A 13548-nucleotide genomic window follows, 5' to 3' on the forward strand; every position below is an offset into this window, starting at 1 on the left:
GCGCCGACGGCCCGTCTCCCCGGAGGGAGGCGGGCCGTCGGCGTCCGTGCGTGGTCAGCCCTCGAGGGAGGCGTCCAGGGTGATCTCCGTGCCGGTGAGCGCCTTGCTCACGGGGCAGCCGACCTTGGCGGCCTGGGCGGCCTTGTCGAAGCCGGCGGCGTCCAGGCCCTCGACCTCGCCCCGCACGGTGAGCGCGATGCCGGTGATGGTGGGAGCGCCGTCCTGCTGGCCGAGCGTGACGTCGGCCGAGACCTCGAGGGACTGCGGCGTACCGCCGGCCTTCCCGATCTCGCTGGAGAGCGCCATCGCGAAGCAGGCGGAGTGCGCCGCCGCGATCAGCTCCTCGGGGCTGGTCGTGCCCCCGGCCTCGTCGGCGGCTCGCTTGGGGAAGGAGACCTCGTAGGTGCCGATCTTGGAGCTGGAGAGCTCCACCTGCCCCGAGCCCTCCTGCAGGGTGCCGTTCCAGGCGGTACGGGCGGTACGTGTGGGCATGCTGCCCCTTCCGGGCCGTGGCCGCCTCTGGCTCGGGCGGCGCCGTGGCCGCCCTCCTACCCGCCCGCGGGGCGACCTACCGTGCGGAGTCGGGGTGGTCGGCGACCTCGGTCGTCCCGTTGACCCGCTCGGTGAGCAGCCGGAGCCGCGCCTTGAGGTCGTCGAACTCGCTGGCGTCGAACCCGATGGCCCCGATCATCTCCTCGGAGATGGCCACGGCCTTGTCCTCCAGGGCCCGGCCGGCGTCGGTGAGGGCGATGGAGACCGAGCGCTCGTCCTCGACGCGACGGTGCCGCGTGACCAGACCCGCCGCGGTCAGCCGCTTGAGCAGGGGGGAGAGGGTGCCGCTGTCCAGTGCCAGCCGGGAGCCGAGCTGGCCGACCGTCTGGTTGTCCTGCTCCCAGAGGAGCAGCATCACCAGGTACTGCGGGTAGGTGAGACCGATCGCGTCGAGCATGGGGCGGTACCGCGCGGTCACCGCGCGGGACGCGGCGTACAGCGCGAAGCACAGCTGGTCGTCGAGCGCGACGCTCGGAGCCGGCAGGGCGGTCATGGAGCCAGTCTAGGGGGCTCCGCGAACGCGGCCGGGACCTTTCGCCCCTACCTCGCCCCTGGGGGTGGTCCGGGGACGCGGCGGGTGGAGGGTCGAACCCGGCAGAGTTGAGCGGAACAGACTCAACCCCCGGCTCGTTGCAACGACCGATGACGCCGGCTACGTGACGGACGGCGTGCCCGAGACAGGAAGGACGTGCCCCCCAGCATGGAGAGCAAGCTGACGACCCGTTCGCAGGAGGCGGTCGCCGGTGCCCAGCGCCTCGCCGTCGGCCGGGGTCAGGCGGCTCTGGAGCCGCTGCACCTGCTGGTCGCCCTCGTCGAGCAGGCCGACGGCATCGCCGGCCCCCTGCTCACCGCGGTCGGGGCCGACCCGGCCGACGTGCGGAGCAAGGCCGACGCGGCGCTGCGCCGCATGCCGAGCGTGAGCGGTGCCACCGTGTCGGCCCCCTCGCCCTCGCGGGAGTTCCTCCGGGTGATCAACGCCGCCTCGGAGCAGGCCGGGGCGCTCGGTGACGAGTACGTCTCCACCGAGCACCTGCTGGTCGCGCTCGCCGGCTCGGAGGGGGAGGCCGCCGCCGTGCTCACCAGCGCGGGCGCCACCCCTGACGCGCTGCTGGCCGCGTTCCGCACGGTGCGCGGCAACCGCAAGGTCACCACCGCCGACCCGGAGGCGACCTACCAGGCGCTGGAGAAGTACGCCGTCGACCTGACCCAGCGGGCGCGCGACGGCAAGATCGACCCGGTCATCGGCCGGGACACCGAGATCCGCCGCGTCGTCCAGGTGCTGTCCCGCCGCACCAAGAACAACCCGGTGCTGATCGGCGAGCCCGGCGTCGGCAAGACGGCGATCGTCGAGGGGCTGGCCCAGCGGATCGTCGCCGGCGACGTCCCGGAGAGCCTCAAGGGCAAGCGGCTGATGGCGCTCGACCTGGCCTCGATGGTGGCCGGCGCCAAGTACCGCGGTGAGTTCGAGGAGCGGCTCAAGGCCGTCCTCCAGGAGATCACCGACGCCGAGGGCGAGATCGTCACGTTCATCGACGAGCTGCACACGATCGTCGGCGCGGGCGCGACCGGCGACGGCGCGATGGACGCCGGCAACATGATCAAGCCGATGCTGGCGCGCGGTGAGCTGCGCATGGTCGGCGCGACCACGCTCGACGAGTACCGGGAGCACATCGAGAAGGACCCGGCGCTGGAGCGCCGCTTCCAGCAGGTCTTCGTCGGTGAGCCGAGCGTCGAGGACACCATCGGCATCCTGCGCGGGCTCAAGGAGCGCTACGAGGTGCACCACGGCGTCCGCATCACCGACGGTGCGATCGTCGCGGCCGCCACGCTGTCGGACCGGTACGTCACCTCCCGGTTCCTGCCCGACAAGGCGATCGACCTGGTCGACGAGGCCGCCAGCCGGCTGCGGATGGAGATCGACAGCCGCCCCGTCGAGGTCGACGAGGTGGAGCGGGCCGTGCGCCGGCTGGAGATCGAGGAGATGGCGCTGGCCAAGGAGGACGACCCGTCCTCGGTCGAGCGGCTGGCCGCCCTCCGCGAGGACCTCGCCGACAAGCGCGAGGAGCTCGCCGAGCTGACCGCCCGCTGGCAGCAGGACAAGAGCGCCATCGGCCGGATCCAGGCGATCAAGGAGGAGCTCGAGCGGCTGCGCCTCGAGGCCGAGCGGGCGGAGCGGGACGGCGAGCTCGCGCGGGTCGCCGAGCTGCGCTACGGCCGGCTGCCGCAGCTGGAGAAGTCCCTGGCCGAGGCCGAGGCGTCCGTCGAGACCGGCGACTCCATGCTCAAGGAGGAGGTCGGCCCCGACGACATCGCCGAGGTCGTCCAGGCCTGGACCGGCATCCCGGCCGGCCGGCTGCTCGAGGGCGAGACGCAGAAGCTGCTGCGCATGGAGGAGGGCCTCGCCGGCCGGGTCGTCGGGCAGCCCGACGCGGTGCGGGCCGTCTCCGACGCGGTCCGGCGGGCGCGCTCCGGCGTCGCCGACCCCGACCGGCCGACCGGGTCGTTCCTCTTCCTCGGCCCCACCGGCGTCGGCAAGACGGAGCTGGCCAAGGCGCTGGCGGAGTTCCTGTTCGACGACGAGCGGGCGATGGTCCGCATCGACATGAGCGAGTACTCCGAGAAGCACTCGGTGGCCCGGCTGGTCGGCGCGCCGCCCGGCTACGTCGGCTACGAGGCCGGCGGCCAGCTCACCGAGGCGGTCCGGCGCCGTCCCTACACCGTCGTGCTGCTCGACGAGGTGGAGAAGGCCCACCCCGACGTCTTCGACGTGCTGCTCCAGGTGCTGGACGACGGCCGGCTCACCGACGGGCAGGGCCGGACGGTGGACTTCCGGAACACCATCCTGATCCTGACGTCGAACCTCGGCTCGCAGCTCATCGCCGACCAGTCGGTGCCCGAGGAGCGGCGCCGCGACGCGGTGATGGGGGTCGTCCGGGGCCACTTCAAGCCGGAGTTCCTCAACCGGCTCGACGACGTCGTGGTCTTCCGGGCGCTGGGCAGCGAGGAGCTGACCGGGATCGTCGACATCCAGGTCGGCGTCCTGGCCCGCCGCCTGGCCGCCCGCCGGCTGACGCTGCGCGTCACCGACGCGGCGCGCGAGTGGCTGGCGCTCAACGGGTTCGACCCGGTCTACGGCGCCCGCCCGCTGCGCCGGCTGGTGCAGTCGGCGATCGGCGACCAGCTCGCGAAGGCGCTGCTGTCCGGCGAGATCCGGGACGGCGACGAGGTCGTCGTCGACTGGCCGGGCGGCGACGTCGAGGGCCTGACCGTCGCCCGCGGCGCGTGACCCGCACGCACGACGGGCGTCCCGCACCCGCCGCACCCGCCGGACCCGGCCGGGTCCGGCGGGCGCCGGTGGCCGAACGGGTGCGACCGCGTGCCGTGCTGGTCCGCCCGGAAGGCGTCGTCCATGATCGCGGCGACGGGGAACGACGAGCGGAGGAACGATGACGGCGGGCCAGGACGACCAGCACGGTCGGCAGCAGGGGCAGCCCGAGGGGCAGGGCGGCCAGCAGCAGCCGGGCTGGGGTCCGCCGCCGGGGCAGCCACCGCAGGGCGGCCAGCCCCCGTACGGCGGACAGCCTCCCTACGGACAGCCTCCCTACGGACAGCCTCCCTACGGACAGCCTCCCTACGGACAGCCTCCCTACGGCCAGCCCCCGTACGGCGGTCAGCCGCCGCAGAGCCCCTACGGCCAGGGGCAGCCGAACCCCTACGGCCAGAACCCGTACGGCTACGCCCCGGCCCCCTCGGCGCCCCAGGGCTGGGGCCCGGACGCGCCCCAGCCGATGGAGCGCCCGCTCACCGTCCGCGCCGGGCTGGGCGCCTTCCTCGCCTCGCTCGTGCTCAGCGCGGTGGCGGCGGTCGTCACGCTGCTCAACTGGGACCGGTTCGTGACCTGGACCCTCGACCGGTCGGGCACCGATCTCCAGGGCCCCGAGTTCGAGGGCCTCGACGCGGAGGCGTTCGCCGAGCTCGTGGGTCAGGTGACGATCGGCTTCACGATCCTCCTCCTCGCCCTGCAGCTGCTCTTCCTGTGGTTCGCCTGGCAGGGGCGCAACTGGGCGCGGATCCTGCTGTGGGTCCTCGGCGGCCTGGCGCTGCTCGCGGGGCCATTCAACGCCGTCGCGAGCGGGCCGCTGCCCTTCGTGACGGCGCTCTCCTGGTTCCAGCTGATCCTGACCGGGGTCGGGGTGGTGCTGCTGGCGGCGAAGCCGTCCAACGACTGGTACCGCTTCCGCAAGTGGCAGCGCGCCACCGGGCAGGGCTGAGCCCCGAGGCCGCTCAGGCCCGGCCGGCGGCCAGCCAGTCCCGCGTCGTCCGCGCGACCAGGCTGGCCGCCGCCGCGACCGAGAGCACCAGCAGCAGCAGCGCGACGACGGTGACCCCGCCGGCGGTGAGCATCGTGGAGAGCAGCACCAGCGCCAGGAGGACCGTCGAGACCACGCCGGCCCAGAGCCCCCACCGGCGGTGGCGGGACACCGCCCAGGCCGAGACGGCGTAGGTGATGCCCAGGACGAGCGGGGCGGTGGTGTTGACGAGCAGGAACTGCTGGGCCTCGTCCGGGGTCAGCCCGGCCTCGGTGAGCGCCTGGGTGACGCCGTCGCGGCCGAGCCAGGTGATCGTCACGTACAGCAGCAGCAGGACGGCGAGCGTCGCCAGCAGCGCCATGGCGACCCGCACCGACGGCGGGGCCTGCGGGGTCGCGTCGCCGTCGACGGGGCGGGAGCGGGGATCGGCCGGCACCCCTCCAGCCTGGCAGACGGCCCGCCCCGGGCCGGCGCGGTGGCCGGGTTTCCCGCTCGAGTCGAATCCGGATCGGCCCCGGCAGGGGAACACCGTTCGTGACCGTGCCGGCGCCCCCGCGCGACGACCGGCCCGGTCCGGGTGGTTACGGCCACGCCCCACCGGCCGCACCGCGGCCGGTGCCCCACGAGGATCGACCGCGACGCGGCCGTCGCGCCGGACGAGGAACAGGAGCACCACCATGACGCGCACGCTCCCCCGCGGGATCCTGCTCGCCGCCGTCTCGAGCCTCGGGATCGCGCTCAGCGCCTGCGGCTCCGACGACGACCCCGCGGCCGAGAGCGCCGCCACCACGGCGCCCGGCACCAGCAGCCCGGCCCCGGAGAGCAGCGCCGCCGTCCCCGTCCCCGGTGGGCCGTTCGGCGAGGGCTGCGCGGCGGTCCCGGCCGAGGGCCCCGGCAGCTTCCAGGCCATGAGCGCCGCCCCGGTGGTCACCGCCGCCGGCACCAACCCGGCGCTGTCGACGCTGGTGCAGGCGGTGCAGGCAGCCAACCTCGTCGAGACCCTCGACACGACCCAGGACATCACCGTGCTAGCCCCGGCCAACCCGGCGTTCGAGGCGCTCCCGGCCGACGCGCTGCAGGGCCTGCTCGCCGATACCCCGGCGCTGACCGCGGTGCTCACCCACCACGTCCTCCCGGGCCGCCTCGCCCCCGGCGAGTTCGCCGGCACGCACACCACGCTGAACAACGACGAGGTGACGATCGAGGGCTCGGGCGAGGACTTCACCATCGGGACGGACGCCACCGTCGTCGGCACGGAGGCCTCGGTGATCTGCGGGAACGTGCAGACCGCCAACGCCACCGTCTACATCATCGACCAGGTGCTCCAGCCCGCCGCCGGCTGACCTGGTGGTCCGCCGTGGGACCGTCGGCTCAGTAGGGTCCGGGCATGCAGAAGGACCACGTTCCCCCCCACACCTCGTCCCTCGGCGCGGGCCCCGGGAGCGCGGCCTCGCTGCCCGACCGCGACCGGCTGCTTCAGCTGATCATCGATCTCGCCGTGGTGCACGGGAAGGTCACGCTCTCCTCCGGGCAGGTGGCCGACTGGTACATCGACATGCGCCGGCTGACGCTGCACCACGAGGGCGGGCCGCTGGTGGGCCGGGTGATGCGCCAGCTCACCGGCGACCTGCGCTACGACGCCGTCGGCGGGCTCACCCTCGGGGCGGACCCGGTCGCCACCGCGATGCTGCACGCGGCCGCGGCGGGGGAGGGCTTCCTCGACGCCTTCGTGGTGCGCAAGGCGGGGAAGGCGCACGGCCTGCAGCGGCGGATCGAGGGCCCGGACGTCGCCGGGCGCGCCGTCCTCGTGGTCGAGGACGTCTCCACCACCGGGGGCAGCCCGCTGACCGCCGCGGAGGCGCTGCAGGAGGCCGGCGCCGAGGTGGTGGCGGTGGCGGTGATCGTCGACCGGGGCGGGCGGGCGGCGGTCGAGGAGGCCGGGTACGAGTACCGGGCCGCGTTCACCCTCGCCGACCTCGGCCTCGACTGACGGCCCGCTGGGATCAGGGACCCTGATCATGGAGCGTCCTCCCTCACCGTGGGCGCTGAGGGAGGACACCGCGTGATCAGGTCACCTGATCATCGCCGGTGGTCCTACGGTGTGACGGTGACCACGACGACGGCGACGTGGCTCGCCGAGCTGACCGACGCCCTGGGCCCCGACAGCGTCCTGACCGATCCGGACGTGACCACCTCCTACGCCCGCGACCAGGCGATGATGGCGCCCGCCGGCACGCCCGCGGCCGTGGTCTTCCCCCGCCGCACCGAGGAGGTCGCCGCGGTGCTGCGGGTCGCATCGCGGCACGGCATCCCCGTGGTGCCCCGCGGTGCGGGCTCCGGGCTGGCCGGCGGCAGCAACGCCGTCGACGGCGGGATCACGCTGGTGATGACCCGCATGGACGCCGTCCTCGAGATCTCCACGGCCGACCGGCTCGCCGTCGTCCAGCCGGGGGTCGTCAACAAGCAGCTGCGCGACGCCGTCGCCGGTAGCGGGCTCTTCTACCCGCCGGACCCCTCCAGCTACGACTGGTGCACGATCGGCGGCAACCTGGCCACCAACTCCGGCGGCCTCTGCTGCGTCAAGTACGGCGTCACCACCGACTACGTGCTCGGCCTGGAGGTCGTCCTCGCCGACGGGCGCGTGCTGCGCACCGGCCGGCGCACGGTCAAGGGGGTGGCCGGCTACGACCTGGCCCGCCTGTTCGTGGGTTCCGAGGGGACGCTCGGCGTCATCACCGAGGCGACGCTGGCGCTGCGCCCCGCGCCGAAGGCCCCGGTCACCCTCGCCGCCTCCTTCGCGACGACGGCGCAGGCCGGGCAGGTCGTCGAGCGGGTGGTCACCGGCGGCCTGGTGCCCAGCCTGCTGGAGATCATGGACGGCACCTGCATCCGCACCGTCGACCAGGTGCTCCGGGCCGGCCTGGACCACGACACCCGCGCGCTGCTGGTGGCCCAGTCCGACGCGGGCGGCGCGGCCGCCGCCGAGGAGATCGCGGCGCTCACCGCGCTCTGCGAGGAGGCAGGCGCCCAGCTCGTGCACTCCACCGAGGACCAGGCCGAGGGCGATCTGCTGCTCGCGGCCCGGCGGATGGCGCTGCCCGCCCTGGAGCGGGTCGGGGGCGCGGTGCTCATCGACGACGTCGCCGTGCCCCGCTCGCGGATCGCCGGATTCCTGGACGGCTGCGACGGCATCGCCGCCGACCGCGACGTCGTCATCGGCGTCGTCGGCCACGCCGGCGACGGCAACATGCACCCGACCGTCTGCTTCGACGCCTCGGACGCCGACCAGCGCGAGCGGGCCTACGCGGCGTTCGACGACATCCTCGCCCTCGGGCTGTCGCTGGGCGGGACGATCACCGGCGAGCACGGGGTCGGCACCATCAAGCTCGACTGGCTGGAGCGCGAGATCGGCCCGGTGGCGCTGGACGTGCACCGCTCGATCAAGTCCGCGCTCGACCCGGCCGGCCTGCTCAACCCCGGCACGGTGTTCCGCAGCACGCCGGCGGGTGCCACGCTGGGGCGATGACCAGAGAGCGGTTCCTCGTCATCGGCGGCGACGCGGCAGGGATGTCGGCCGCGGCCCAGGCGCGCCGGCTCCGGGGCGCCGACGACCTGGAGATCGTCGTCCTGGAGCAGGGCGACGTGGTCTCCTACTCCGCGTGCGGCATCCCGTACTGGATCGGCGGGCAGGTCGAGGACCGCGACGCGCTGACCGCCCGCACGCCGGCGGAGTTCGCCGCCCGGGACATCACCGTGCACACCGGCACGAGGGCGGTGGAGATCGACGCCGACGCCGGGAAGGTGGTCACCGACGCCGGCGAGCGGGTCGGCTACGACCGGCTGCTCGTGGCCACCGGCGGGCGACCGAACCGCCCACCGATCCCCGGCCTGGACTCCCCGGGCGTCTTCGGCGTCCACCGGCTCGACGACGGCGCCGCCATCCGGGCCGCCCTGGACGCCGGCCCGCGCCGCGCCCTGGTGCTGGGCGGCGGCTACATCGGGCTGGAGATGGCCGAGGCGCTGCAGCGCCGCGGGCTCGAGGTCACCGTGGTGCTCGCCGACCCGCTGCCGATGCAGCTGCTGGACGCCGACATGGCCGAGCGGGTCTGCGCCGGCATGGGCGCCATGGGCATGGAGATGCACCCCGACCAGGCGGTGCGGGAGATCCTGGTCGACGGGTCCGGCCGCGCGCGGGGCGTGCGCACCGACGCCGGCAGCTACGACGCCGACCTGGTGGTCCTCGGTCTCGGCATGGGCCCCGAGGTGGGGCTGGCCGAGCAGGCCGGGATCCGGCTGGGCACCACCGGCGCCATCGCCGTCGACCGCACCCAGCGCACCCGCTCGCACCCGGAGATCTACGCCGCCGGCGACTGCGCGCAGACCTTCCACAGGGTCACCGGCGAGGCCACCCACGTCGCCCTGGGCACCCACGCCAACAAGCAGGGCCGGGTGGCCGGCTCGGTGATCGGCGGGCGGGCGGCGCGCTTCGCCGGCGTCCTGGGGACGGCCCTGACCAAGGTGGGAGACCTGGAGATCGGCCGCACCGGGCTGTGCACCACCGAGGCCGAGGAGGCGGGCTTCGACTACCGCACCGACACGATCGAGGCGACGACGAGGGCCGGCTACTACCCCGGCGCCGAGGAGATCGCGATCAAGCTCATCAGCGAAGCGGGGTCGGGGCGGCTGATCGGCGCCCAGATCGTCGGCGGCCCCGGCAGCGGCAAGCGGATCGACGTCCTGGCCACCGCCATCTGGGCCGGGATGACCGCCGAGGACCTCGCGGGCTCCGACCTCTCCTACGCCCCGCCGTTCTCGCCGACCTACGACCCGGTGGTCGTCGCCGCCCGGGTGGTCAGCCGGATCGAGCAGGGCTGACCGCGCGGTCGCCCGGTCGGGGGCAGCTGCGGCCCACGGTGTCGCCGGGGGAGGCGCGGCGCGATACTGATCACCGACGTCCGCACGTACAGCGCCGTACAGCCGTTCCCGACGGAGGAGTGCCGCATGCCCATCGCCAGCCCCGAGGTCTACGCCGACATGATCAGCCGGGCGAAGGAGGGCGGGTTCGCCTACCCGGCGATCAACTGCACGTCCTCGGAGACCATCAACGCGGCGCTGCGCGGGTTCGCCGACGCCGGCAGCGACGGGATCATCCAGTTCTCCACGGGGGGCGCGGAGTTCGGCTCGGGCACCCGGGTGAAGGACATGGTCACCGGCGCGGTCGCGCTGGCCGAGTTCGCCCACGTCGTCGCGGAGAAGTACCCGGTCAACGTGGCGCTGCACACCGACCACTGCCCGAAGGACAAGCTCGACTCCTACGTGCGCCCGCTGATCGCGCTGTCGAAGGACCGGGTCGACGCCGGGCAGGCGCCGCTGTTCCAGTCGCACATGTGGGACGGGTCGGCGATCGAGCTCGGCGAGAACCTCGACATCGCCGAGGAGCTGATGGAGAAGTCGGCGGCCGCCAAGATCGTCCTGGAGCTCGAGATCGGCATCGTCGGCGGTGAGGAGGACGGCGTCGTCGCCGAGATCAACGAGAAGCTCTACACCGCCGACGGCGACTTCCTGCGCACCGCGCAGCAGCTCGGGCTGGGCGAGCGCGGGGTCTACCTGCTCGCGGCCACCTTCGGCAACGTGCACGGGGTGTACAAGCCGGGCAACGTCAAGCTGCGCCCGGACGTGCTGCAGCGCGGCCAGGCGCTGGTCGCCGAGGAGTTCGGCCTGGGCGAGGACGCCAAGCCGTTCAACCTGGTGTTCCACGGCGGCTCCGGCTCGGCCGAGTCGGAGATCCGCGAGGCGATCTCCTACGGCGTCGTGAAGATGAACGTCGACACCGACACCCAGTACGCCTTCACCCGGCCGATCGCCGGGCACATGTTCGCCAACTACGACGGCGTCCTGAAGATCGACGGCGAGGTCGGCAACAAGAAGGCCTACGACCCGCGCAGCTACCTCAAGGCCGCCGAGACCGGCATGGCCGCTCGCGTCGTCGAGGCGTGCGAGCACCTGCTGTCGGCCGGCCAGTCGCAGGGCGCGTGACGATGAGCCACTCCCACGGCAACCTGCTGGGCGAGCCGCCGGCCACGCTGCTGCCGGCCACGCCCGAGGCCGACGCCGAGCTCGCCCAGGGCGCCACGCTCGCCGAGGTCGCCGCCCACCACCCGACCGTGAGCGCGGTGTGGGCGGGCCTGGCCGAGGAGGCGATGAGCCGTCCCGAGCGGGCGCTGGGCGACACGATCCAGGCCTACGCCTACGCCCGCACCGGCTACCACCGCGGGCTGGACGCGCTGCGCCGCAACGGGTGGAAGGGCTACGGCCCGGTGCCGTGGTGGCACGAGCCGAACCAGGGGTTCCTGCGCTGCGTCACCGTCCTCGCCCGGGCGGCCGAGGCGATCGGCGAGACGGCGGAGGCCGAACGCTGCACCCAGCTGCTTCGGGACTGCGATCCGACGTTGGCCATCTGATCGTTCACGATCGGTAACGGGCGGTCCGCGTGTGCGGGCCGCCCGTTCCGCGTCCAACTGCACTTTCGGGTCGACGGGTTTGGATCGGCGCCGTCGTGATCACTACGCAGAGTGCTCGGCGCCAGAAAGGCGCCCTGGAGAGGAGACCTCTGATGGCCACCCTGCTCTGGATCCTCGCCGTCGTCCTCGTGGTCGCCGGTGTCGTCGCGATCGTCCGCAAGGAGATCGTCTGGGGGATCGTGCTCATCGTCCTCGGGCTGCTGGTCGGGCCCGGCGGGGTGAGCATCTTCACCTGATCGACCCCGGGCCCCCGCACGGCGGGGGCCCGGGGGATTCACCGCTCGCCGAGCTCCGGGTGCAGCGCGGTCAGCGCGTCGGTGAGGGTGGTGAGCTGGTCCCCGCCGGCCATGAGCGCGGTGAGCCCGTCGGAGTCGACGTCCTCCCGCGTCAGGTTGCCGGCCACGTGCCCGTGCGCCAGCAGCAGGAACCGGTCGCCGATGAGATGGGCGTACCGCGGGTTGTTGGTGACGACGGCGACCGCCAGCCCCTGCGCGCGCGCCGCGAGGACCGCCTGCCCGAACAGCGTCTGGCGTGCCACCGTCATGGGGGTGACGGGCTCGTCGATGACCAGGGCCCGGGCGCCGAAGTGGAGGGCGCGGGCGACCGCGAGGCTCTGCCGCTCCCCGGCCTGCAGGGCGCTGGCCGGCTGGTCGGGGTCAAGGTTCGTGACGCCGACCCGTGCCATGGCGCGCACCGTCGTCTCGCGGGCGCCGTCCACGTCCAGCCGGCGCAGCGGCCACACCCCCCGGGTGGGCTCGGCACCGAGGAAGAAGTTCCGCCAGACCGACAGCAGCGGGGCGACGGCGAGGTCCTGCCACACGGTGGCGATCCCCACCTCCCGTGCCTGCCGCGGCGAGCGGAACCTCGTGGGCACGCCCGCGACCAGCAGCTGGCCCTCGTCGTGGCACCGGTACCCGGACACCACCTGCACCAGCGTGGACTTCCCCGAGCCGTTCTCCCCGAGGACGCAGGTGATCTGCCCGGGCACCAGGGCGACGTTGACCCGGCTGAGCGCCGGCACGCTGCCGTGCCGCACCGTGACGCCGCGCAGCTCGAGGACGGGGGTCGCCTCGCCGGCCGGCTGCTCGGGGCCGGTCACGACCGCGGCCTCGCGCGGAGGCGCCGCCGCACCTCGCCGTTGGCCAGCAGCGCGACCAGCAGCAGCACGCCCAGGAGCGCCTGGAACCAGCGGGTGTCCCAGTCCGCCAGCGTGATGCCCTCCCGGGCGACCGAGTAGAGCAGGGCGCCGACGGAGGCGCCGATCGCCGACCCGTAGCCACCGGTCAGCAGGCAGCCGCCGATGACCGCCACGACGATGAAGTCGATCCCGCTGAGGATCCCCACCGTCCCGCCGGCCTGGACGCTGGCCAGCCGCACGAGGGTCATGGTGCCGAGCAGCCAGCCCGCGGCCGCGGTGAGGCAGAACAGCGCCACCGTCGTCCGCCGCACCGGCACGCCGAGCTCGCGCGCCGCCTGGTGGGCGCCACCACTGGCGAAGACCGCGTTGCCGAACTTGGTCCGCCACAGCGCCCAGGTGGCCAGCGCCGTGATCCCCAGCCACCACAGGATGCTGATGCTGAACCGGCCGTTGCCGAGCTGGACCGTCGCGTCGAAGACGGCGGTCGCGGAGGTCCAGCCGGGGCTCTCGTCCAGGCCGCTGACCCGCGTGCCGCCGGCCACCTCCTGCGCGCCGGCCTGCGAGGTGCCCTGCAGGATCAGGAAGGTCGCCAGGGTGACCAGGAAGCTGGGCAGGCCGGTGTTCACGACCAGCACACCGTTGACCACCCCCACCAGCAGCGCGGCCAGCAGGGAGACCAGCAGGGCCGGCCAGGTGCTCCAGCCCGCGTACCCGATGAGCAGCGCCGTCAGCAGCGAGCTCGCGACGGCCACCACCCCGACCGAGAGGTCGAACTGCCCGGCCACCAGCAGGAGCGCGACGGCGACCCCGCCGATGCCGAGCAGCGCCGCGGTGTCCAGGACCGTCGCCAGGCCGAAGGGGCTCAGCAGGGCGGGCACCCGCAGGGCGAAGAAGGCGACGACGACGACCAGCCCCACGACGGCGGGGAGGCTCGGGCGGGCGAACGCGCGCGCCAGGAAGCGGCGGTGGGCGGGCACCGGGGCGATGCGGGAGCCGAAGGCGGTGCGCGGGTCGGTGATCACCGGCA

At 74.0% G+C, this 13548-nt stretch carries 14 protein-coding genes; 9 read left to right on the forward strand and 5 right to left on the reverse strand.

The window, feature by feature from the left end; genetic code table 11:
* Window positions 1–54: 54 nt before the first annotated feature.
* Together ACI794_RS02660 and ACI794_RS02665 are read right to left on the reverse strand one after the other, a co-directional pair.
* Entirely contained in the window at window positions 55–492 is a 438-nt protein-coding gene (locus ACI794_RS02660) for an OsmC family protein (RefSeq protein ID WP_456615618.1), read from the reverse strand.
* 76 nt (window positions 493–568) lie between these two features.
* Window positions 569–1045 carry a MarR family winged helix-turn-helix transcriptional regulator gene (locus ACI794_RS02665; RefSeq protein WP_456602382.1) on the reverse strand — a complete coding sequence of 159 codons (477 nt, stop codon included), beginning with the start codon at window positions 1043–1045 and terminating at the stop codon, window positions 569–571.
* Between the two features lie 207 nt (window positions 1046–1252).
* On the opposite strand from ACI794_RS02665, the gene clpB reads away from it, so the two are divergent.
* The gene (clpB, locus tag ACI794_RS02670) at window positions 1253–3838 is read left to right on the forward strand and encodes an ATP-dependent chaperone ClpB (RefSeq protein ID WP_456581052.1); all 2586 of its coding nucleotides are present in this window, start codon (window positions 1253–1255) and stop codon (window positions 3836–3838) included.
* Between the two features lie 502 nt (window positions 3839–4340).
* The gene (locus ACI794_RS02675; protein WP_456602383.1) at window positions 4341–4823 is read left to right on the forward strand and encodes a hypothetical protein; all 483 of its coding nucleotides are present in this window, start codon (window positions 4341–4343) and stop codon (window positions 4821–4823) included.
* A 13-nt stretch (window positions 4824–4836) separates the two neighbouring features.
* Here the strand turns inward: ACI794_RS02675 and ACI794_RS02680 are convergent, their stop codons facing one another.
* Window positions 4837–5298 carry a hypothetical protein gene (locus ACI794_RS02680; RefSeq protein WP_456581054.1) on the reverse strand — a complete coding sequence of 154 codons (462 nt, stop codon included), beginning with the start codon at window positions 5296–5298 and terminating at the stop codon, window positions 4837–4839.
* Window positions 5299–5539: 241 nt separating this feature from the next.
* On the opposite strand from ACI794_RS02680, the gene ACI794_RS02685 reads away from it, so the two are divergent.
* From ACI794_RS02685 to ACI794_RS02715, 7 genes are all read left to right on the forward strand, one after another.
* Complete coding sequence (locus tag ACI794_RS02685; protein ID WP_456615619.1) at window positions 5540–6205, forward strand: fasciclin domain-containing protein; 666 nt, start codon at window positions 5540–5542, stop codon at window positions 6203–6205.
* 44 nt (window positions 6206–6249) lie between these two features.
* A complete protein-coding gene (gene pyrE / locus ACI794_RS02690; RefSeq protein ID WP_456602385.1) occupies window positions 6250–6852 on the forward strand; it encodes an orotate phosphoribosyltransferase in 603 nt (200 codons plus the stop codon).
* A 117-nt stretch (window positions 6853–6969) separates the two neighbouring features.
* A complete protein-coding gene (locus ACI794_RS02695; protein ID WP_456615620.1) occupies window positions 6970–8388 on the forward strand; it encodes an FAD-binding oxidoreductase in 1419 nt (472 codons plus the stop codon).
* On the forward strand, window positions 8385–9737 hold the full coding sequence (locus ACI794_RS02700) for an FAD-dependent oxidoreductase (RefSeq protein ID WP_456615621.1): 1353 nt from the start codon (window positions 8385–8387) through the stop codon (window positions 9735–9737). The genes ACI794_RS02695 and ACI794_RS02700 overlap by 4 nt, the downstream gene beginning before the upstream one ends.
* Before the next feature lie 126 nt (window positions 9738–9863).
* Window positions 9864–10898, forward strand: a complete 1035-nt coding sequence (gene fbaA / locus ACI794_RS02705) for a class II fructose-bisphosphate aldolase (RefSeq protein ID WP_456581059.1) — start codon at window positions 9864–9866, stop codon at window positions 10896–10898.
* A 2-nt stretch (window positions 10899–10900) separates the two neighbouring features.
* Window positions 10901–11323, forward strand: coding sequence for a DUF3151 domain-containing protein (locus ACI794_RS02710; RefSeq protein ID WP_456615622.1), 423 nt, complete (start codon window positions 10901–10903; stop codon window positions 11321–11323).
* Window positions 11324–11475: 152 nt separating this feature from the next.
* Window positions 11476–11619, forward strand: coding sequence for a GPGG-motif small membrane protein (locus ACI794_RS02715; RefSeq protein WP_346620395.1), 144 nt, complete (start codon window positions 11476–11478; stop codon window positions 11617–11619).
* A gap of 38 nt (window positions 11620–11657) precedes the next feature.
* Here the strand turns inward: ACI794_RS02715 and ACI794_RS02720 are convergent, their stop codons facing one another.
* Both ACI794_RS02720 and ACI794_RS02725 read right to left on the reverse strand, forming a co-directional pair.
* Window positions 11658–12482, reverse strand: coding sequence for an ATP-binding cassette domain-containing protein (locus ACI794_RS02720; protein ID WP_456602388.1), 825 nt, complete (start codon window positions 12480–12482; stop codon window positions 11658–11660).
* Window positions 12479–13543 carry an ABC transporter permease gene (locus ACI794_RS02725; protein WP_456615623.1) on the reverse strand — a complete coding sequence of 355 codons (1065 nt, stop codon included), beginning with the start codon at window positions 13541–13543 and terminating at the stop codon, window positions 12479–12481. The genes ACI794_RS02720 and ACI794_RS02725 overlap by 4 nt, the downstream gene beginning before the upstream one ends.
* Window positions 13544–13548: the final 5 nt, after the last annotated feature.

Source organism: Blastococcus sp. SYSU DS0541 (assembly GCF_054050875.1).